Genomic DNA, 20,283 nt, shown 5'->3' on the forward strand with positions numbered 1-20,283 from the left:
GTGTGCGCCACCGGTCGCAACCGACACTATGGCGCATCGGCACCCCGCACGACGGGGGGTCCGGCAAATCGGCGGTCAACGTGTTGCAACGGGTTGCGCGGAACGGCGGTGCCCCGGCGCCCGGTGCCCCCATACTGGGTCCGCTCCCCGAGGGGCGAGCCCGAGCACGTCCGACCGGACCAATAAGGTCGGGGCGGAACCACGCAGACACTCATCAGGACATTAGGGGGCGCTGGTGGCGACCGGTACGACGGTGTTCAGCCGGGTGACGGTGGTTGCGCCGCGAACGCGTATCGACGTCGCGCTGCCCGCCGACGTGGCGGTGGCCGACCTGCTGCCGATGCTGCTGGACATGGCCAAGGAGGCCACTCCGGACGGTGGCGTGCGGCACGGTGGCTGGGCGCTGGCGAAGCTGGGCGACAGCCCGCTCGACCCGAGCCGCACCCTGGCCTCGCTGGGCGTGGTCGACGGCGAGCTGCTCCAGCTCCGCAAGCGCAACGAGAACCCGCCGCCCCCGCTGTACGACGACGTGGTCGACGCGATCGCCGAGTCCGACCCGGACAGCTTCCGCCCGTGGACCAAGGACACGGCGCGGCGCTACGGCCACCTCGCGGGCGCGCTGGCGCTCATCACGGCCGCGGTCGCGGTGCTGATGGCGGGCCCGTTCGCGGGCGGCTCCAGCCTCGCGCCGGCGATCTGCGCGGGCGTGGTGGCGGTCGCGGCGCTGGCCGCGGGCGCGGTCGTGGCGCGGGCCTACAACGCGACCGGCACGGGCGTGCTGATCGCCGCGGCCGGCGGCCTGCCGATGGCCTACGTCGCGGGCCTCTACATCGTGCCCGGCCCGATCGACCGGCCGAACCTGCTGCTGGCCAGCGTGCTGGTGCTGATCTTCGCCTCGGCCTCGATCATGCTGATCGGCCGGGGCATCACGGTGTTCATCGCCGCCGCCACGGCGGGCGCGCTGAGCGCCCTCGCGTTCCTCGTCGGCATCTTCGTCGACCACCCGGTGCAGGGCATCGCGGCGGCCACCGCGGCGGTCTCGCTGGCCATGCTGTCCGCGCTGCCCCGGTTGACGATCCAGCTCGCCAAGCTGCCGCTGCCGACCGTGCCGGGCAGCGCCGAGGACCTCAAGGAGGACACCGGCTTCCCGGAGTACTCCGTGATCGAGCGGCGCACCGCCAACGCGCACGAGTACCTGACCGGCATGATCATCGGCTGCGGCGGCATCGCCGCGGTGTTCGCCGTGATCGCCGCGGGCGACGGCACGATCTGGGGCCCGCTGCTGGCGATCGTGGTGACGCTCGTGCTGCTGCTGCGCGGCCGGGCCTACGCCAACGGCGCGCAGGCGGTCGCGCTGCTGGCCAGCGGCATGATCGCGGGCGCGGGCGTGCTGCTGGGGTGGCTGGTGCAGTCCTCCCCCGCGGACCGGCTGCTGTACGTGTTCGGCGCCCTCGTGGTGGTCGGCGCGGTGGCGCTGGTGCTCGGCGTGATCTTCCCCAACCAGAAGTTCTCCCCGGTGCTGCGCCGCACGGTCGACGTGCTGGAGGCCATCCTGATCGCCGCGGTGCTGCCGCTGGCGCTGGCGGTGATGGACCTGTACGTCGCCATGCGCCAGCTGATCCCCGCGTGAGGCCCTGATGCGCATCCGCAAGATCGCCGCGCTGGCCGCGGTGGCGGTCACCCTCGCGACCGCGCCGGGCGCGTACGCCCAGCCGTCCACGGACCCGGCCGCCCGGCCGAACTCGCAGCCGCCGCCGGTGGACCGGTCGTTCCTGCGGGCCCCCGAGCCGCCCAAGGAAGACGTCGACTACCAGCCGAAGACGCAGTGCATCACCTCGGGCACGGGCAACCGCCCGATCCCGAACAAGCCGTGGGGCCAGATGCAGCTGCGGCTGGAGGAGGCGCACCGCTTCGCCACCGGCAAGGACATCAAGCTCGCCATCATCGACACCGGCGTGAACAACCACCCGCGGCTGGCCGGCCGGGTCACCGCCGCCGGGGACTACGTCGAGACGGAGAAGAAGGGCGTCGACGACTGCGACGGCCACGGCACCGAGGTCGCGGGCGTGGCGGCGGCCAGCCGCGACGACGAGACCGGGTTCGTCGGGGCCGCGCCGGACGCGCAGATCCTGGCGTTCCGCCAGACCAGCAACCACTTCAAGTTCGACGACCCGGCCAAGGTCGACAACCGGTCGTCCGCGGGCAAGGTCGGCACCCTGGCGAAGGCCATCGTCTCCGCCGCCGCCCAGGGCGCGCAGGTGATCAACATCTCGCTGACCGCGTGCGACCCGCCGCGCGCGCCCAGCGACCAGGAGCGCGAGCTGCAGGCGGCGATCGACTGGGCGGTGAACGACAAGGACGTCGTCATCGTCACCGCCGCGGGCAACATCGACTCGCAGAGCGGCTGCCAGGCGCAGAACGACAACCAGGACCCGAACACGGTCAACGTGGTCGCGTCGCCGCCGTGGTACGCGGACAACGTGCTGTCCGTGGCGTCGATCAACATCGAGGGCGAGGTGTCGTCGTTCTCCGTGTGGGGCCCGTGGGTCAGCGTGGCCGCGCCGGGCGAGAACATCGTCACCCTCGACCCGAAGGGCCAGGGCCTGACCGACGCGAACTCCGACCCGAACGGGCGGCTCACCGCGATCCAGGGCACCAGCTTCGCGTCGCCCTACGTGGCGGGCGTGGCCGCGCTGGTGCGCGAGCGGTTCCCGGACCTGACCGCGCGGCAGGTGATGGACCGGATCAAGGCCACCGCGCAGCACCCCGGCAACCCGAACGGCCGCGACCACAAGGTCGGCTACGGGATGATCAACCCGGTGGCCGCGCTGACCGCCGAGCTGCCGTTCGAGCGGCCGGGCGCGAAGCCCGCGACGCCGGAGCAGCTCATCACCAACCTCGGCCCGCTCAACCCGCCGAGCAGCACGCCGATGATCGTGGCGCTGTCCGGCACGGGCGCGGGCGTCGGCCTGCTGCTGCTGACGCTGTTCATCGTGCACACCGTGAACCGCACCCGCGCCCGGCGCGTCCCGCCGCCGAAGCGCTCCCTGATCTGACCGGACACGCGGGAAGCCCCTTCCCGCGTGTCCTACGTTCAGAACGCGCGTGTCCTACGTTCGCGTCGCGTGAGTCCTACCTTCAGAACGCGTGAGTCGTACGTTCAGGACCCCTGAATTCAACGCTCAGGGCTCCTAGTCCTCGCCGAGCACCGGCGGGGCGGACTTCTTGGGCTTGCCGAACACCTGCTCGGTGGAGCCCGCCAGCTGGACCTTCGACTTGTGCTCCTTGTCGCCGCCCTGCTGGCCGCCGGCCATGCCGCCCATCATCCCGCCGGCCATCATCCCCGCGCCGCCGGCGACCGGACCGGACGGACCCGCCGCCGCGGCGGCCGCCGCCGGACGCGGACCGGCCTCCACGGGACGCGGCTCGGAGATCCCCGTCGACCCGCCCGGCTGCATCCGCTCCGCCGCGTCGCCACCGGGCACGCCACCGGCGGGAACGCCCCCGCCACCCGGCACACCGCCACCGCCACCGCCACCGGGCACACCACCACCGCCCGGCACGCCACCACCGGAGCCCGCACCGCCGCTCGCGGCCGGCTTCGTCTCCGCCGGCGGCGTCGGGAACGTCGTCACGGGCTCCGGCGCGGCCGGCTTCACGAGCGCGGTGGGCGACCAGTCCCGCTCCGGGTACCGGTGCTCCATCCGCACGTCGGCGAAGTCGTCCGAACCGGACACCCCCTCGCACAGCCGCAGGAACGCCTCCAGCACGTCCCGCACCGACTCGTGCAGCTCCTTCGCCGGGTCGTGCAGCTCGTCCAACGCCTCCACCACGCGCCGGTCGCCGTCCACCGGCAACGCCGCCGCGGCGGACACCGCGTCGGCCGCCTCGGCGAACACCCGGGCCATGTCCTCGACGATGACGCGCAGTCCCTCGGCGGTCTGGTCCAGCGCCTCGCCCATCGCGTGCATCGCGTCGGACAGGTCGTGCCCGGCCAGGCCGACCTTGCGCATGTGCTCCACGAACGAGTCCGCGTCCTTGCCCTGCCACGCCGAGTCCAGCTTGCCCAGCGGCTTGGTGAGATCACGCGTCACGCGCTCGGCGACGAGCCCGGCCTCGCGCCAGCGCTCCGCCTCGTCGTGCAGGTCGTTCCACTCGCCCAGGACGGGCCTGAAGTAGTCCGCCACGAGGTCGCGCACGCCGAGCCGCCGGCTGATCCCGGACAGGTAGTCCAGCTCCGGCCCGACCTCGGCGGCGATCTGCCTGCCGTCCCTGCCCCGCATCAGCCCAACCCCGCCCGCCGGTCGACCGCCTTGATCAACGCCACCGCGTCGTCGTCCTGGGCGCCGTAGTGCTCGGCCACCTCGTGCAGGCCCTTCGCCGCGGACGTGAGCACCTCGCACGCCCGGTCGAGCTGCCCGTGCAGCAGCGCCGCCGCCCGGCCGTACGCCTCGGCGCCGCGCAGCGCCCGCCCCAGCTCGCCGAAGCTCTGGGGCCGCACCGGCGCCTCGCGCAGCGCCGACCGCGCACCGGTCAGCTCCTCGGCCGCTTCCTCGACGCGCCGGGCGTACAGCTCCAGCCAGCGCGGGTCGACCGCGACCTGCCCGCGACCGCCCGCGACCGCACCGCGTGTGACCTCGTCCACCAGGGCACCTCCCGCACCTCTGACGGAATCCGGACCACGCCGGTTCCGCCGAAGGGCTCAGCCGCCCTGCTGCCTCGTCTTCGCCTCGGGCAGCAGGCCGTTGTCCTTGGGCACCGGGATGGAGTCCCAGCTCCGCGAGGCGTCGTTGCGGTTGAGCTGCGGGCCGTTGGGCAGCAGCCGCAGGATCGACTCCGGGCCGGGCGCGAACCCGTCCGCGCCCAGGCCGAGCGCGCCCGCGGTCAGCACGTCGGGGATGCCGTACTTCACGCCACGACCGGTGATCAGGTGGATCGGGCCGCTGGCGAAGTCCTGGGTGGACGTCGCGCTGCGCACCACCGCCGCCTTGCCCGGCGCCATCGCGAACTGGCCGACGACCTCGCCGGTCGCGCCGACCTGGTTGATCTCCACCGGCACCACGCCCGACGGGATCGGCAGCGACGGCGCGATGGTGACCTTGGTGTGCTGCGACTTGTTGTCGGAGTTGACGTTCTGCGCCTGCCAGCCCAGGCAGATCACCCGGTTGTTCTGGTTGGGCTCCAGGACCTCCGGCACGTCCGGCGGGTAGTCGGCGAAGTCGAGCCGGTCGGCGGTCTGCGCGTTGTTGATCAGCGCGATGTCCACGAGCTTCGGCTCCGCGCCCTGCGCGTAGGCGGCGCGGATCAGGTCGGCCGCGGCCCGGCTGATCTTCTGCAGCCCTTCCTGCAGCGCCACGTAGAACTCGGACTCCGCGCCGGCGCGGCGGACCTCGATCACCGAGCCCACCTTGAGGTTCTCCCTGGTGATGTAGGTCACGGGCTGACCGCGGCCGGGAATGTCCGGCGCGACCAGCGGCTTGGCCTCGGGGATCGCGTTGAGCAGGCCGGCGCTGATCGCGCGCGGCTTCTTCTGGCTCAGGTTCAGCGCGGTGCGCACCTCGGCGTTGGTCAGGTCCACCTTGGCCCGCACGGTCGACGTCGAGGTGATCTTGGAGTTCACCGGCGCCTTGTAGATCAGGTACGCCTGCTTGTCGTCGGTGCCCGCGCGCACCAGCAGGGCGCGGTTGCCGTCCAGCAGCTCGCCGCCGCCGCTGTAGCCCGCGAGGACGGTGGTGGTGAACTTGCCGGGGGCCGACGGGTCGTTCAGCGACTCGTCCAGCTGCAGCGTGTCGCACACCGACCAGTCCGACCCGATCCGGTCGGCGGGCTTGGGCAGCACGTCCGGGCCGTCGGGGATGCCGGTGAGCCTGCCCTTGGGCAGCTTCGCCAACGCCTTCTCGCTGACCAGCTTGGGGTCGCCGCCCGCGGCCTGCGGGCCGCCCGCGTTGACCTGGCCCGCCGCCGCGTCACCGCCCGCGACCTGCGCCTGGCCCTTGTCCGGGTTCGACCGCTGCAACAGCAGCAGCCGCGCGGAGGCGAGGTTGGTCATCGGGATCAGCGTCTTGGTCGTGCCGACCGTGTGCACCACGTAGACCTGGCCCGTCTCCTTGGAGATGGCGATCTGCGTCTGGTCGTCGACCTGGGGGTCGGGCGAGAAGAAGCCGAAGATGAGGAACCCGATCAGACCGATCACGCCGAGCAGGACGCCCACCGCGGTCGCACGCGAGTGCGTGCGCATCGGGTCGTGCAGCATCACCGCGTCTCTGCGCACCAGGGCGGACTGCATCCGGCGCAGCACGAAGCGGTAAGCCTGGACCTGTGACTTGGTGGTGGGTGTTGATGCCATTCTCGGCTCGCTGCTCTCCCAGTCGCGGTACGGTCTGCACGATAGCCGGACGGCGGGTGGTCCGTGTGCGGGTTGGTCAGACCCGGTCGGTCCCACCCGGCGCACGCCGACGGAAAGAGAACCAGAGCGGATGTCCGTGAGCTCCCCACATCCGGGCCAACCCAACCCCGCCATGGCACGCGCGCAGGCGGCGGGCGGCGCCGTCCGCGCCGCGCTGCTCCGGGCGCGTCGCCGCACCGCAGGCGCGAGCCTGGGCGCGCTGCCGGTCGCCAACCTGGTTGTCCTCGAGGTCGGCGTCGCCGTCGGCCTGGTCCTGCTGGCGATCGGCGCCACCGGCGACGGCGTGGAGCCGGTGCCGATGTACGTCGCGGGCGGCATCGTGCTGATCGCGCTCGTCCTGGCGTTCGCCAAGTCCCGCGGCCGCTGGCTGACCCAGTGGATCGTCCTGGTGGCCCGCTACAGCTTCCGCTCGCACAGCCGCACCGCCAAGCGCACCGGCCCGGTGGAGATGAAGCCGCCGTCGGAGGAGGAGTCCTCGGTCATCGGCCCGGACGACCCGCGGGTGGCGCTGCTGCGCCTCGCGGTGCCGGACCTGGTGGTGGCGCGCGGCGTCGACCACGAGCGCCGCCCGCTGGGCATGGCGTGGCACCAGGGCGCGTGGACCGCCGTGCTGCTGGTCGACCCGGCCCCGGGCCTGATCACCGCGGTGGGCAGCGCGCCGTCGCTGCCGCTGGGCGCGCTCGCGCCGACGCTGGAGGACCGCGGCGTGGTCCTCGACGCGATCTCGGTCATCTGGCACTGCTACCCCGGCAGCGCGGCGCTGCCGGTGAACTCGCCCGCGCTCAACTCCTACCTGGAGGTGCTGGGCCCGCTGCCCGCGGCCGCCCGCCGGACCACGTGGATCGCGGTGCGGCTGGACCCGCGGCGGTGCGCGGCGGCGATCCGGGAGCGCGGCGGCGGCGTCGTGGGCGCGCACCGGGCGCTGATCGGCGCGCTGTCCCGGGTGCGCAACGCGCTGGAGTCGACCGGGGTGTCGATCCGGCCGCTCGACCCGGACGAGCTGATCCGCGCGGGCATCTCGGCGGCCGAGCTGACGTCGGTGGCCGGGTCGAACAACGCGGTGTCGTTGCGGGAGAAGTGGTCCGGGGTGACGGCGGGCGGCGTCGGCCACGCCAGCTACGCGATCACCAGTTGGCCGTCCAAGGGCATGCGCAACAACCTCAACGCGCTGACCGGCGTGCGGGCGCTGTCCTCGACGCTGTCCATGACGATCTCGCCGAGCAGCGAGCAGGGCCAGGTCGGGCTGCGCGGCATGGTGCGGGTGAGCGCGCGCACGCCGTCCGAACTGGACCGCGCCGACGACCGGCTCAAGGCGTTGGCCGACAAGCTCGACATCACGCTGACCCCGTTGAACGGCCTGCAGGTCGCCGGGCTGGCCGCGACGCTGCCGCTCGGAGGTGTGGCGTGAGCAACTCCCGGTTGATGGACTCGCAGGGCCGGGGCGTGGCGCCGGAGTTCCTGGTGTCGCCGCAACTGCTGGACGTGGTGAGCCCGTCCGGCGACCGCGGCGGCATGGTGCTCGGCTCGGGTCTGCAGGGCGAGCCCCTGACGATCTCCGTGCTGCGGTCCGCGCCGACCCGCATGGTCGTGGTCGGCGGGCTGTACCTGGCGCGGCAGATCGCGTTGCGGGCGATGGCGACGGGCGCGTGGATCACCATCGCGACGGGCCGCCCGGCGGCCTGGCAGCCGGTGGTGCGCGCGGCCGGCGCGGGCCCGGACGGCCGCCCCTCGCCGCTCGTGCAGCTGCGCCGGCTCAGCCCGGTCGAGCTGCCGCGGCCGTCGGAGGACAGCCCGCTGCTCGTCGTGCACGACGGCGGCCACGTGCCGCAGGAGCTGTTCCCGCCGCGGTCGCCGTGGCAGACCACGATGTACGTCCTGCCCTATTTGCACCCCCAGGCGGCGACGACCGCGAATTCCGCGGACCTCGTGCTGCTGCAACGGCTGCCGGTCGGGCAGGCGCAGTTGGCGAGCCAGATCTGGCGGCTGCCGCCGCAGATGGCGCACCAGCTCACCACGCTCAAGGACGACCAGGTGATCGCGCTCGGCACGAACCTCTGGCGGCCCCTGCGCCTCGTCACCACCCCCGGTGAGCAGCAGATCCTCGGAGCGGTCCGGCGCGGCGACTGACGCCGCGCGCCCACCGCGCCATGCCCTCGGACGACGTCCGGGGGCATATTTTTTCGCCCCGGTCCAGTCACTCTCCGCAGCATTCCATTCACAGCACGAATAAAACTGTGGAGGAGCCATTCGTCGGTTGTTCCGCGCAAATCGTTGCGCCCCACCCGCGCGGCGAACTAGGAACAACTCACCGTGTCCGGTCGGTCGCGGGGGCGACACGGCGACCGGGCACCCACCCTGCGAAGAGGAGTGCCATGGGAGACGTTCGCACGTCCTGGACGAGACGGCTGGCCGGTGTCGGGCTGGCCACGGGCACGGCGTTCGCGGTCACGGCCGCGCTGACCACCTTCACCTCCACCGCCGCGGAGGGCCGGATCCTCGGGGCCGACGCGCCCAACGCGGTCAAGGACAGCTACATCGTCGTGCTCAAGGACGTGAGCACCAGCGGCGTCGGCGCGCTGAGCGCCAAGTACCAGGCGAACGTCAAGCACACGTACACCAGCGCGTTGCGCGGCTTCTCGGCGACCATGACCGAGGCGCAGGCCCGCAAGCTGGCCGCCGACCCGTCGGTGTCGTACGTGCAGCAGGACGGCGAGGTCCGGATCTCCGCCACGCAGACGCCGACCCCGTCGTGGGGCCTGGACCGGATCGACCAGGCCGCGCTGCCGCTGGACAACTCCTACACCTACCCGAACGAGGGTGAGGGCGTCACCGCATACATCATCGACACGGGCATCCGGTTCTCGCACAGCGACTTCGGCGGCCGGGCCGTGAGCGGCCGCGACACCGTCGACAACGACAACGACTCCACCGACTGCAACGGCCACGGCACGCACGTCGCCGGCACGGTCGCGGGCACGAAGCACGGCGTGGCCAAGAAGGCCAAGCTGGTCGGCGTCCGGGTGCTGAACTGCGCGGGCTCCGGCACGTACGCGGGCGTCATCGCGGGCATCGACTGGGTCACCGCGAACGCGGTCAAGCCGGCCGTGGCCAACATGTCCCTCGGTGGCGGCGCGGACGCCACGGTCGACCAGGCCGTGCGCAACTCCATCGCCTCGGGCGTGACCTACGGCCTCGCCGCGGGCAACGACAACGGCGCCAACGCCTGCAACACGTCCCCGGCGCGCACGCTGGAGGCGATCACGGTCGGCTCCACGACCAACACCGACGCCCGCTCGTCGTTCTCCAACGTCGGCACCTGCCTCGACATCTTCGCGCCGGGCTCCTCGATCACCTCCGCGTGGTACACCAACGACACCGCCACCAACACGATCAGCGGCACGTCCATGGCCACCCCGCACGTGGTCGGCGCGGCGGCGGTCTACCTGGCCGCCAACCCCACCGCCACGCCGCAGCAGGTGCGCGACGCCCTGGTCAACGGCGCCACGAACGGCGTGGTCGGCAGCCCCGGCACCGGGTCGCCCAACAAGCTGCTGCGCCTGGTCGGCGACTCCACCCCGCCGCCCGGCGGCTGCCCGGCCAAGACCAACGCGACCGACGTGGCCGTGCCGGACCTGGGCACCGCGTCCAGCCCGATCACGGTGACCGACTGCGGCGGCAAGGCCGGTTCGGCGGCCACCGTCGAGGTGCACGTCAAGCACACGTACCGCGGTGACCTGGCCATCGACCTGATCACGCCGAGCGGCGTGGTCAAGCAGCTCAAGGTCACGTCCGGCACCGACAGCGCGGACAACGTGGACGCCACGTACACGCTGAACCTGTCGGCGGAGAACGCCAACGGCACCTGGCAGCTGCGCGTGCGCGACGCGTACAGCCAGGACACCGGCTACATCGACAGCTGGACCCTCGACCTGTAACCGGTCGTCCGGTCCGGCCCCGCGCAGCGGCCCCTCACCACTTCCGCCGGTGAGGGGCCGCTCCGCGTTTCACCTGATCAGGGTCGGTATCGCCCCGGTGGGACTGTGGCAGGGTCATAATCGTGTCGATCCTGGAGGTGGACGTAGTGTCCGCAGCTCTGCATGAAGACCCCCAGCCGCGGAAGGGTCCGATGATCGGCCCGTACACGATCGAACACTGGCTGGACCTGCCCCCTTCGGAGGACGGGTCACGCACCGAGCTGATCTTTGGACACCTTCACGTGACTCCTGCGCCGTCCGGCGAACACCAGTACGTGGCCGGCAACCTGATCCACCCGCTCAAGGTCGCCCTCGCCGCCGGTGGTCGCCCCGACCTCTACGTCGTCCCCGCGGTGAACGTGAAGATCGCCTCGGCGTGGCGCATCGGGCTGATCCCGGACATCGTGGTCCTGAACCAGCAGCCCAGCGGCGTGATCTTCCCACCGGAAGCCGTCGTCGTGGCGGTCGAGATCTGGTCACCCGGCAACCAGCGGGCCGAGAGGGAGACGAAGACCCTCGCGTACGCCGAAGCCCGAGTCCCGTTCCTGTGGACGATCGAGCAGGCGAGCAAGTTCCACGGTTGGCGGCTCACGGCGCACCGGCTCACCGGCGAGGAGTACGTCGCGGAGAACGTGCTGGAGGCGGGAACCCCGGCGACCATCACCGCCGCGCCGGTGCCGATCACGCTGGACTTGGCCGACCTGACCTTCTGACCCTCACACCCGCGCCGCGCACGATCGCAGCGCCTCCAGCACGCGCGGCCACGTGCAGTGGGTCGGCACGGTCGCCCGGTTGTGCGCCGCGATCCTCAGCCGCTCCTCCCGGTCGGTCGCCAGGCGGGCGATCCCCGCGGCCAGGTCGTCGGTCAGCAGCCCCTCCACGCCGTCGCGCACGAAGTCCGCCACACCGGTCCCCGGCCGCGCGACCACCGGCACCCCGGCCGTGCGTGCCTCCAGCGCCGCCAGCCCGAACGCCTCCTGCGACGCCGCGTTCACGAACACGTCCGCGTCGGCCAGCAGGCGACCCACCTGCCGGCGGTCCAGCCGACCGGGCAGGCCGACCCACCCCAGGCCGTGCCGCTCCACGTACCGCCGCAACGCCGGCATCTCCGGCCCCGCCCCGGCCAGCGTCGCCCGCAGCGGCACGTCCGCCGACACCGCCCGCAACGCCCGCAGCAGGGCCATCGGCTCCTTGCGCGCCGCGAGCCGGCCCACCGACACCACGTGCACCGCCCCGTCCCGCCGCCGCCCCGGGAGCCCCCGCCACCGCTCCGGCGCGATCCCGTTCGGCACCACCGCCACCGCCACCCCGGGCGCCGCGGCACGCACCCGCTCCGCCGCCGCCCGGCTCACCGCCGCCACCGCGAGCCGCGCCGTGCTCCACGACCCCAGCCGGTCCAGCACCCGGTAGCACCACCGCACCACCGGGTCCCACATGCTGTGCACCACGACCACCGTCGGCAGGCCCAGCCGCACCGCCGACCGCACCCCCGCCCACGCGAACGGCGAGATCGCGCCCACGTGCACGTGGACCACCGACGGCGACAGCGACCCGATCAGCCGGTGGAGGTGCGCCCCGGCCCGCGGGTGCACCGGCAGCTCCCACGGCAGCCGCACCGCGACCGGGTGCACCGAGTAGCCGTCGCCGGGCCGCGCGAGCCTGGTCGCGGTGATCACGTGCACGTCCTCGCCGCCCGACGCCTGCTCGGCGGCCAACCCGGCGACCTGGACCTCGATCCCGCCCAGCCGGGGCAGGAAGCAATCGGTGACGTGGATCGTGGACAACTCCGCCTCCCGTCAAGCCGCCGAACGGACCAACTGACACTCTGGCACCCGTGAGCCGAACGTGCGTCTTCTTCCACGCCCACCCCGACGACGAAGCGCTGCTGACCGGCGGCACGATGGCGCGCCTGGCCCGCGCGGGCCACCGCGTGGTGCTGGTCGTCGCCACCGCGGGCGAACGGGGCCTGAGCGACCGGAGATCCGACCTCGGCGCGGTCCGCACCCGCGAGGCCCACGCGTCGGCACGGCTCCTCGGCTGCGCCCGGGTCGAACTGCTCGGCTACCCCGACTCGGGGCTGGAGGGCGGTCCGGGGTTCGCCCGCGCCGACGTGGGCGAAGCCGCCGAGCGGCTGGCCGAGCTGCTGCACGAGGAGCGCGCCGACCTGCTGACCACCTACGACCCCCGCGGCGGCTACGGCCACCCCGACCACGTCCAGGTGCACCGGGTCGGCGCGCTGGCCGCCGAACTCGCCGGCACGCCCCGCGTGTGGGAGGCGACGGTCGACCGGACGTGGCTGCTGCGCGGCCTGCGGCTGGCCCGCCTGGTCCGCCGGTTCGACCTCGCCCCGTTCGAGCACGCCTACACCGCACGCCACGAGATCACCCACACGGTGGACGTCCGGCGGTACGCGCGCGTGAAGCGGGCGGCCATGGCGGCGCACGCCACGCAGACCACCGGCGGTGAGTCGACCCGCACCCTCGCCGCCCTCCTCAAGCTCCCGCCGCCGGTGTTCGACGTCGTCCTGGGCACCGAGTGGTACGTCGAGCGCAAACGATTGCGAGCCCGGTGAGGCGGTGGCCGCGCGTCCTCGCGTCGCTGGCGTCACTGGGGCTGGCGGCGTGGCTGGTGGTGGCGCTCGTGCCCGCGGTGGGCGGGGTGGCGTGGTCCGCCGTCGGCGCGCGGCTGCGGGACGTCGGGGTCGGCACCGCGCTGTGGTTGACGGCGCTGTGGCTCGCCGGGCTCTGGGCCTACACCTTCGTGCTGACCGCCTCGCTGCCCGGCCTGCGGCACACCCAGGCGTTCGGCCTGAACGCGGCGGGCAGCGCGGTCAGCAACGTGCTGCCGTTCGGCGGCGCGGTCGGGGTGGCGGTGACCGCGGCGATGGCGTCGAGCTGGGGCCACTCGGCGCGGGCGATCACCACGTCGGCGATCGTCACCGGCCTGTGGAACGCGGCGTCACGGACGGCGCTGCCGCTGCTCGCGCTGGCCGTGCAGGGCGCGGTCGTGCTGGGCGACGGCGTCCTGGCCGCGACGGTGGCGGCGGCCGTCGCGCTGGCGGCGGCCGTGGCGGTGCTGCTGCGCCTGCGGTGGCTGGGGAGGGTCCTCGGCGGGCGCGCCACCCGGTTCCTGCTGCGGCTGCGCCGGCAGACCGGGCACGTCATCCGGCAGAGCTGGCGGCGGATGACCCTCGGCATGCTCGGCTACCTGCTGCTCCAGGGCGTCCTGCTGTGGTGGTGCCTGGCCGCCGCGGGCGTGCACCTCGGGCTCGGGCCGACCGTCGCGGCGTTCGCGGTGAGCCGGCTGCTCACGCTGGTCGTGATCACACCGGGCGGGTTCGGCGTCAGCGAGAACGGCACCATCGCGCTGCTGGTCGGCCTGGGCACGCCCGCCGCGCCCGCCGTGGCGGGCGTGCTGCTGTTCGCGTTCTACACGTACCTGGTGGAGATCCCGCTGGGCGGCGCGGTCTGGCTCACGTGGTCGGCGCGGCACGCACGTTCCGGGTGACCGCGGCCCGCGCGGCCAGCTCGTCGTCGGCCGGGTAGTCGACCCGGACCAGCGACAACCCGTGCGCCGGCGCCACCGCGACCTCGCTCGACCGCCCGGTCAGCGACAGCAGCGACGCGGGCCAGCCCACCGGCTTGCGGCCCTCGCCCACCGCGAGCAGCGCGCCGACCAGGCTGCGCACCATCGAGTGGCAGAACGCGTCGGCGGACACGTGCGCGGTCAGCACGTCGCCGTCGCGCACCCACTCCAGGCGTTGCAGCTCGCGGATCGTGGTCGCGCCCTCGCGCCGCTTGCAGAACGCGCAGAAGTCCCGTTCGCCCAGCAGCAGCCGCGACGCCTCGTTCAACGCGTCGAGGTCCAGCGGGCGCGGCCAGGCCAGCGTGTCCAGCCGGCGCAGCGGGTGCGCACCGAACGGGGCGTCGGTGACCCGGTACTCGTAGTGCCGGCGCAGCGCGGCGAACCGCGCGTCGAACTCGGCGGGCACGACCCGCGCGGAGAACACCCGCACGTCGGCCGGCAGGGCCCGCGCCAGGCGCCTCGGCAGGCCCGCGACGTCCACCGACACGGGCAGGTCCGCGTGCGCCACCTGCCCCGACGCGTGCACGCCCGCGTCCGTGCGGCCCGCCACGGTGAGCTGCACGTCCTCGCGCAGCACCGTCGACAGGGTGTCCTCCAGCACCCCGCACACCGTGCGGCGGCCCGGCTGCCGGGCCCACCCGGAGAACCCCGTGCCGTCGTAGCCCAGGTCCAATCGCACACGAACGAGCCCGTCGTCCCCAGCGGGAACGACGGGCTCGTCGGTGAAGTGCGCGTCCGTCAGGACTCGTCCTTCTTGTCCTCGGCCTTCGGGGCCTCCGCGGAAGCGTCGTCGGCGCCCTCGGCGGGCTCCTCCGTCGCGTCCTTGGTCGCCGACTCGGGCGCCTCGGCGTCCTGGTCCGGCACGTCCTCGGACTTCGTCTCCGCGGGCTCGACCGCCTTCGGGGCCTCGTCCTTGGCGAACTTGGTCTTGCGGGCGCGCTCCGCCTCGGAGGTGACGGTCTTCTCCGCGACCAGCTCGATCACGGCCATGGGGGCGTTGTCGCCCTTGCGCGGCAGCGTCTTGGTGATGCGGGTGTAGCCACCGGGGCGGTCGGCGAACTGCGGGCCGATCTCGGCGAACAGCTTGTGCACGATGTCCTTGTCACGGATGACCTTGAGGATCTCGCGACGGTTGTGCAGGTCGCCGACCTTCGCCTTGCTGATCAGCTTCTCGGCGTACGGGCGCAGCCGCTTCGCCTTGGCCTCGGTGGTCGTGATCCGACCGTGGGTGAACAGGGACGTGGCCAGGTTGGCCAGCATCAGCCGCTCATGGGCCGGCGAGCCCCCGAGACGGGGTCCCTTCGTGGGGGTGGGCATCGAATTGCTCCTCGGATTTCTTTCTGATCCTCTGCTCCGGCCCGGCCGCTCAGCGGCCTCAGAGCTGCTCGGTCTCCGCGTAGTCCTGGCCGTCGTCGTGGGTGTCCACGGCGGTGTCCGCACCCCAGCCCTCGGTGGGGTAGTCGGAGGCGGCGGCCGAGGGGTCGAACCCGGGAGGGCTGTCCTTCAGCGCGAGGCCGAGGCCGACGAGCTTCATCTTGACCTCGTCGATCGACTTGGCACCGAAGTTGCGGATGTCCAGCAGGTCCGCCTCGCTGCGCGAGACCAGCTCGCCCACGGTGTGGATGCCCTCGCGCTTGAGGCAGTTGTAGGACCGGACGGTGAGGTCCAGGTCCTCGATCGGCATCGCGAACGCCGCGATGGTGTCCGCCTCGGCGGGCGAGGGGCCGATCTCGATGCCCTCGGCGTCGACGTTCAGCTCGCGGGCGAGGCCGAACAGCTCGACCAGCGTCTTGCCGGCCGACGCGACGGCGTCGCGCGGCGTGATCGACGGCTTGGTCTCGACGTCGAGGATCAGCTTGTCGAAGTCGGTCCGCTGCTCGACACGGGTGGCCTCGACCTTGTAGGTCACCTTCATGACGGGCGAGTAGATCGAGTCGACGGGGATGCGGCCGATCTCGGCGCCGGCCTGCTTGTTCTGCACGGCGGGGACGTAGCCGCGACCGCGCTCGACCACGAGCTCGATCTCCAGCTTGCCCTTGCCGTTCAGGGTGGCGATGTGCAGGTCGGGGTTGTGCACGGTGACACCGGCCGGGGGCACGATGTCGCCGGCGGTCACCGCGCCCGGCCCCTGCTTGCGCAGGTACATGGTCACCGGCTCGTCCTCCTCGGAGCTGACGACCAGCTCCTTGAGGTTGAGGATGATGTCGGTGACGTCCTCCTTCACGCCGGGGACGGTCGTGAACTCGTGCAGCACGCCGTCGATGCGGATGCTGGTCACGGCCGCGCCGGGGATGGACGACAGCAGGGTGCGGCGGATGGAGTTGCCGAGGGTGTAGCCGAAGCCCGGCTCCAGCGGCTCGATGACGAACCGGGAACGGGTCTCGTTGACCGCTTCCTCGCTGAGCGAGGGACGCTGGGAAATCAGCACTGGGTTCTTCCTCTCTGACCCCGACGCCCGCTATTTGACGTCGTGGGAACCGGTCGCGGAGACCGGCGAACGCGTTCGGCACACCATTCCGTGCCGTCGCGGGACCCGACCGGTGGGACGGCCCCGGGGATCGCTCCCCCGGACCGCCCCGCCGGGAGGATCACTTCGAGTAGAGCTCGACGATGAGCTGCTCGGTGACGGGCGTGTCGATCTGCGCCCGCTCCGGGAGCTGGTGCACCAGGATGCGCAGGTTGGACTGCACGACCTGGAGCCACGCCGGGATCGGCCGGTCGCCGAAGGAAGCGCGCGCGGCCTCGAAGGGCAGCGTGGGCAGCGACTTCGGCTTCACGTCGATGATGTCGAACTTCGACACCCGGAAGCTCGGGATGTTGACCTTCTGGCCGTTCACGATGAAGTGACCGTGGCTGACCAGCTGGCGGGCCTGGCGGCGGGTGCGCGCGAGACCCGCGCGGTACACGACGTTGTCCAGCCGGGACTCCAGGATCTGGAGCAGGTTCTCACCGGTCTTGCCGGGGCGGCGGACCGCTTCCTCGTAGTAGCGGCGGAACTGCTTCTCCAGCACGCCGTACGTGTAGCGGGCCTTCTGCTTCTCCTGGAGCTGGAGCAGGTACTCCGACTCCTTGATCCGACCGCGGCCGTGCTGGCCAGGCGGGTAAGGACGACGCTCGAACGCCTGGTCCCCGCCGACGAGGTCGACCTTGAGACGGCGCGAGATGCGAGTGGCCGGTCCGGTGTAGCGAGCCATGTTGTCTTACTCCTCCCCGTGCCTCAGACCCGGCGCCGCTTGGGCGGGCGGCAGCCGTTGTGGGGCTGCGGGGTCACGTCCTGGATGGTGCCGACCTCGAGACCGGCGGCCTGCAGCGAACGGATCGCGGTCTCGCGGCCGGAGCCCGGACCCTTCACGAACACGTCCACCTTGCGCATGCCGTGCTCGGCGGCCTTGCGGGCGGCGTTCTCGGCGGCCATCTGCGCGGCGAACGGCGTGGACTTGCGGGAGCCCTTGAAGCCGACGTGGCCGGCGGACGCCCAGCTGATCACGTTCCCCATCGGGTCCGTGATGGACACGATGGTGTTGTTGAACGTGCTCTTGATGTGCGCCTGGCCGTGCGAGACGTTCTTCTTCTCCTTGCGCCGGACCTTCTTGACCCCGGCGCCCTGGCGGGACTTGGGTGGCATTTCTGGGTGAACTCCTACTGGCTAGAGACGCGAGGTCTTACTTCTTCCCGGCCTTCTTCTTGCCGGCGACGGTCTTCTTCGGACCCTTACGAGTGCGCGCGTTCGTCTTGGTGCGCTGCCCGCGGACGGGCAGGTTGCGACGGTGGCGCAGCCCCTCGTAGCAGCCGATTTCCATCTTCCGGCGGATGTCGGCCTGAACCTCGCGGCGGAGGTCACCCTCGACCTTGAAGTTGTTCTCGATGTAGTCCCGCAGCTTCGCCAGGTCGTCGTCGCCGAGGTCCTTCACCCGGATGTCCGGGGAGATCTCGGTGGCGGTCAGCAGCTCCTTCGAGCGCGTGCGACCGATGCCGAAGATGTAGGTGAGCGCGATCTCCAACCGCTTCTCGCGGGGGAGGTCGACGCCAGCGAGTCGTGCCATACGGCGCTTGCTCCTAACAGTGGTGTCGCTCCAGGTCTGCTCCTCGCCCGATCCCGGGACTGACTCGCTGTGTCAGTTCCGGTCGCTCTCACGACCGGTGTCCCGGCCCCGGCCTGGAGTCCGGGGGTGTGCCCCACCGGTCGTGCCGGTGGGACAGGTGCGAAGAGGCTTACTCGGTGTCGCGTCCGTGGAAGACTCGACTCGTGCCGGCTGTGCTCCGCTCAGCCCTGGCGCTGCTTGTGGCGCAGGTTCTCGCAGATCACCATGACCCGGCCGTGGCGGCGGATCACCTTGCACTTGTCGCAGATCTTCTTGACGCTCGGCTGGACCTTCACGCCTGAGCTTCTCCTGCGTCAGCCGGTGCGCCCGTGCTGGGGCGCGCCGGAGGTCACTTGTAGCGGTAGACGATGCGCCCGCGGGACAGGTCGTAGGGCGAGAGCTCCACGACAACCCGGTCCTCAGGGAGGATGCGGATGTAGTGCTGACGCATCTTGCCGCTGATGTGTGCCAGGACCTTGTGACCGTTCTCCAACTCGACGCGGAACATCGCGTTGGGGAGCGGCTCGACTACGCGGCCCTCGACCTCAATGGCCCCGTCCTTCTTGCCCATGTCCTCCGCGTTTCGTGACGGTGGGTGTTACTTCCGGAGTGCGGGCACGCGACACCCCGACTCCTCAAGGCCCTTGCGAACCCCTGCCACCGTCCGGGAGTCGGCACTCCCGGGCATGACGGAACCGGCGCGACGTGTGCGCCACCTGTCCATCGTACGCGCGTCAGCTCGAACGCCCAAATCGGCCCAGGCGGCCGGCCAGCAGCAGGGCTCCCCAGGGCACCGCCACCCACAGCCACCACGGGTAGAGGACCTCGCCGAGGACCAGGCTCAGGACGCCCCAGACGAGGAAGTTGACCGTGCTCGCGGCGACCCAGGCGGTGGTCAGGCCCTTGGCGACGGTGCGGGACGGGCGCGGGTCGGCGGGCGTGGCGGTCGTCGGTGTGACGGTCGTCGGTGTGACGGTCGTCGGTGTGACGGTGGTCGTCGATGTGACGGTGGTCGGGGGTGCGGTGGCGGTCGGGGGTGCGGTGGGTGTGACCGGGTCGATGGGCAGGTCGGCGGTGAGGGCGGCGAGGTCGGCGTACGTGCGGGCCTCGTGGACGGCGCGGGTGCGCTCGTCGAACTCGGTCAGGGTGAGCCTGCCCTCGGTGTGGGCGCGGATCAGCTCCGCGGCGACCGCCGCCCGGTCGTTGTCACTCGCTCGGATGAAGGACTCCGGCACGCGCGCCTCCCCTCGCCGGTCGATGGTAACAGCGTTACGGCTTCGGCTTCCGGTCGCCGTTGGTGCTGACCCAGATGACGCCGAGCACCGCGCCCGGTGGGACGGCGACCCACAGGAACCACGGGTGCACCAGGCCGTCGCCGCCGAGGAGGCTCACGAGGAGCCAGAGGGCGAAGTTGAGGACGCTGATGCTCAGCCAGATCGTCGTGAGGACCTTCAGCGCCTTGCGGCCGTTGCCGGTCTTCTTCGGTGTCGGGACGGCGACCTGGGCGGGTGGCGTGGGGTGCACGGTCGGCAGGTCCGCGGTCAGGGCGGCCAGTTCGCCCCTCGTCTTGGCCTGCCAGGCTCGTGCCACCCTGGCGTCGAACTCGGCCAGGTCGAGGCTGCCGTCGGCGTGGGCGCGGTGCAGCGACTGCTGGACCAGTTCGCGCTCGGCGTCGGAGGCCCGCATGTCCTCGGGGCGCACAGGCTGGGTCACCCGTCAATCCTGGCCGGGTCGGGGCGGTCGGGGAAGGGGGTTAGCCCCCGGTTGCGGTCCCCCGAATGGCCGGTCTGGGTGGGGGGTGACTGGGGACGAGTTGGGCGGCGGGTAGTGGCGAAAAGACCACAAGCGTCCTCGCCGGACGGGCAGATCAGCAGGATGGACAACCCCGCCTGGATGTCCCGTTGGGTTGTGGGTCCGGGTTTCGTGCCATCCCACCGACCTCCCGAAGGGCTACCACACGCGTCAAGGGGGCGACATCGGCACACGACCAGGCAAAACCTGCACAACGCCCCCTTGACACGTGCGGTAGGGCTGCGCCAGGTCGGCGGGATGACACGAAGCCCTCCCTTTGTGGAGAAAGGCCGGCACGCACCGCGTAACGGGGCTGGTGAGCCGCTTTGTCGTGCGAGGGCTCTTCATCCCAAAGGAGGGGGCCGTGTCATCCCGCCGACCTGGCAACGCCCAACCGCGCGTGTCAAGGGGGCACCGACGGTGCCCACAGCCACGATGGGCCGGA

At 72.1% G+C, this 20,283-nt stretch carries 22 protein-coding genes; 8 read left to right on the forward strand and 14 right to left on the reverse strand.

Annotated features, from left to right (window positions below; translation table 11 throughout):
• Nucleotides 1-235 precede the first annotated feature (235 nt).
• Nucleotides 236-1,630 (forward strand): type VII secretion integral membrane protein EccD, encoded by a 1,395-nt coding sequence (gene eccD / locus ACWEFJ_RS25110; protein WP_378090189.1) that lies wholly within the window; start codon nt 236-238, stop codon nt 1,628-1,630.
• Between the two features lie 7 nt (nt 1,631-1,637).
• Complete coding sequence (gene mycP, locus ACWEFJ_RS25115; protein WP_378090187.1) at nt 1,638-3,056, forward strand: type VII secretion-associated serine protease mycosin; 1,419 nt, start codon at nt 1,638-1,640, stop codon at nt 3,054-3,056.
• Between the two features lie 135 nt (nt 3,057-3,191).
• Here mycP and ACWEFJ_RS25120 read toward each other — a convergent pair whose 3' ends face one another.
• From ACWEFJ_RS25120 to eccB, 3 genes are read right to left on the reverse strand one after another with little or no spacing between them, the layout of a single operon-like run.
• Nucleotides 3,192-4,283, reverse strand: a complete 1,092-nt coding sequence (locus ACWEFJ_RS25120; protein ID WP_449715254.1) for a WXG100 family type VII secretion target — start codon at nt 4,281-4,283, stop codon at nt 3,192-3,194.
• A complete protein-coding gene (locus ACWEFJ_RS25125; protein ID WP_449715255.1) occupies nt 4,283-4,645 on the reverse strand; it encodes a hypothetical protein in 363 nt (120 codons plus the stop codon). Before ACWEFJ_RS25125 ends, ACWEFJ_RS25120 begins: the two co-directional genes overlap by 1 nt.
• A 57-nt stretch (nt 4,646-4,702) precedes the next feature.
• Nucleotides 4,703-6,346 carry a type VII secretion protein EccB gene (gene eccB / locus ACWEFJ_RS25130; RefSeq protein ID WP_378090180.1) on the reverse strand — a complete coding sequence of 548 codons (1,644 nt, stop codon included), beginning with the start codon at nt 6,344-6,346 and terminating at the stop codon, nt 4,703-4,705.
• A 172-nt stretch (nt 6,347-6,518) separates the two neighbouring features.
• Between eccB and eccE the strand changes: the two genes are divergently transcribed.
• From eccE to ACWEFJ_RS25150, 4 genes are all read left to right on the forward strand, one after another.
• Entirely contained in the window at nt 6,519-7,814 is a 1,296-nt protein-coding gene (gene eccE / locus ACWEFJ_RS25135; RefSeq protein ID WP_378090178.1) for a type VII secretion protein EccE, read from the forward strand.
• Between the two features lie 14 nt (nt 7,815-7,828).
• Nucleotides 7,829-8,533 (forward strand): hypothetical protein, encoded by a 705-nt coding sequence (locus ACWEFJ_RS25140; RefSeq protein WP_378090223.1) that lies wholly within the window; start codon nt 7,829-7,831, stop codon nt 8,531-8,533.
• 245 nt (nt 8,534-8,778) lie between these two features.
• Nucleotides 8,779-10,341 carry a S8 family peptidase gene (locus ACWEFJ_RS25145; RefSeq protein ID WP_378090176.1) on the forward strand — a complete coding sequence of 521 codons (1,563 nt, stop codon included), beginning with the start codon at nt 8,779-8,781 and terminating at the stop codon, nt 10,339-10,341.
• 191 nt (nt 10,342-10,532) lie between these two features.
• Complete coding sequence (locus ACWEFJ_RS25150) at nt 10,533-11,093, forward strand: Uma2 family endonuclease (protein WP_378090174.1); 561 nt, start codon at nt 10,533-10,535, stop codon at nt 11,091-11,093.
• Nucleotides 11,094-11,096: 3 nt separating this feature from the next.
• Here the strand turns inward: ACWEFJ_RS25150 and ACWEFJ_RS25155 are convergent, their stop codons facing one another.
• Nucleotides 11,097-12,164, reverse strand: coding sequence for a glycosyltransferase family 4 protein (locus tag ACWEFJ_RS25155; RefSeq protein ID WP_449715256.1), 1,068 nt, complete (start codon nt 12,162-12,164; stop codon nt 11,097-11,099).
• A gap of 50 nt (nt 12,165-12,214) precedes the next feature.
• Here ACWEFJ_RS25155 and ACWEFJ_RS25160 point away from each other — a divergent pair, with 50 nt between their 5' ends.
• Nucleotides 12,215-12,952: a PIG-L deacetylase family protein gene (locus ACWEFJ_RS25160; protein ID WP_378090170.1), complete on the forward strand. Its 738-nt coding sequence runs from the start codon at nt 12,215-12,217 to the stop codon at nt 12,950-12,952.
• Nucleotides 12,949-13,887, forward strand: coding sequence for a lysylphosphatidylglycerol synthase transmembrane domain-containing protein (locus ACWEFJ_RS25165; RefSeq protein ID WP_449715257.1), 939 nt, complete (start codon nt 12,949-12,951; stop codon nt 13,885-13,887). Before ACWEFJ_RS25160 ends, ACWEFJ_RS25165 begins: the two co-directional genes overlap by 4 nt.
• Here the strand turns inward: ACWEFJ_RS25165 and truA are convergent.
• The 10 genes from truA to ACWEFJ_RS25215 all read right to left on the reverse strand — a co-directional run bounded on the left by truA (nt 13,853) and on the right by ACWEFJ_RS25215 (nt 19,760).
• Nucleotides 13,853-14,644, reverse strand: a complete 792-nt coding sequence (truA, locus tag ACWEFJ_RS25170; RefSeq protein ID WP_378090166.1) for a tRNA pseudouridine(38-40) synthase TruA — start codon at nt 14,642-14,644, stop codon at nt 13,853-13,855. The two genes, ACWEFJ_RS25165 and truA, sit on opposite strands and share 35 nt — an antisense overlap.
• 59 nt (nt 14,645-14,703) lie before the next feature.
• Nucleotides 14,704-15,282, reverse strand: a complete 579-nt coding sequence (rplQ, locus tag ACWEFJ_RS25175; RefSeq protein WP_378090164.1) for a 50S ribosomal protein L17 — start codon at nt 15,280-15,282, stop codon at nt 14,704-14,706.
• Nucleotides 15,283-15,340: 58 nt separating this feature from the next.
• The gene (locus tag ACWEFJ_RS25180) at nt 15,341-16,393 is read right to left on the reverse strand and encodes a DNA-directed RNA polymerase subunit alpha (protein WP_378090162.1); all 1,053 of its coding nucleotides are present in this window, start codon (nt 16,391-16,393) and stop codon (nt 15,341-15,343) included.
• Nucleotides 16,394-16,553: 160 nt separating this feature from the next.
• Nucleotides 16,554-17,159, reverse strand: coding sequence for a 30S ribosomal protein S4 (gene rpsD / locus ACWEFJ_RS25185; protein WP_053718426.1), 606 nt, complete (start codon nt 17,157-17,159; stop codon nt 16,554-16,556).
• Between the two features lie 23 nt (nt 17,160-17,182).
• Nucleotides 17,183-17,590 (reverse strand): 30S ribosomal protein S11, encoded by a 408-nt coding sequence (rpsK, locus tag ACWEFJ_RS25190; RefSeq protein WP_033428592.1) that lies wholly within the window; start codon nt 17,588-17,590, stop codon nt 17,183-17,185.
• Between the two features lie 37 nt (nt 17,591-17,627).
• Complete coding sequence (gene rpsM, locus ACWEFJ_RS25195) at nt 17,628-18,008, reverse strand: 30S ribosomal protein S13 (protein ID WP_073885904.1); 381 nt, start codon at nt 18,006-18,008, stop codon at nt 17,628-17,630.
• A gap of 221 nt (nt 18,009-18,229) precedes the next feature.
• Nucleotides 18,230-18,343: a 50S ribosomal protein L36 gene (rpmJ, locus tag ACWEFJ_RS25200; protein WP_010148647.1), complete on the reverse strand. Its 114-nt coding sequence runs from the start codon at nt 18,341-18,343 to the stop codon at nt 18,230-18,232.
• A 53-nt stretch (nt 18,344-18,396) separates the two neighbouring features.
• On the reverse strand, nt 18,397-18,618 hold the full coding sequence (gene infA, locus ACWEFJ_RS25205) for a translation initiation factor IF-1 (RefSeq protein WP_005166804.1): 222 nt from the start codon (nt 18,616-18,618) through the stop codon (nt 18,397-18,399).
• Nucleotides 18,619-18,781: 163 nt separating this feature from the next.
• On the reverse strand, nt 18,782-19,282 hold the full coding sequence (locus tag ACWEFJ_RS25210; RefSeq protein WP_449715258.1) for a DUF1707 SHOCT-like domain-containing protein: 501 nt from the start codon (nt 19,280-19,282) through the stop codon (nt 18,782-18,784).
• Between the two features lie 34 nt (nt 19,283-19,316).
• On the reverse strand, nt 19,317-19,760 hold the full coding sequence (locus tag ACWEFJ_RS25215; protein ID WP_378090157.1) for a DUF1707 SHOCT-like domain-containing protein: 444 nt from the start codon (nt 19,758-19,760) through the stop codon (nt 19,317-19,319).
• Nucleotides 19,761-20,283 lie beyond the last annotated feature (523 nt).

The sequence above is a fragment of the Actinosynnema sp. NPDC004786 genome, assembly GCF_053601135.1.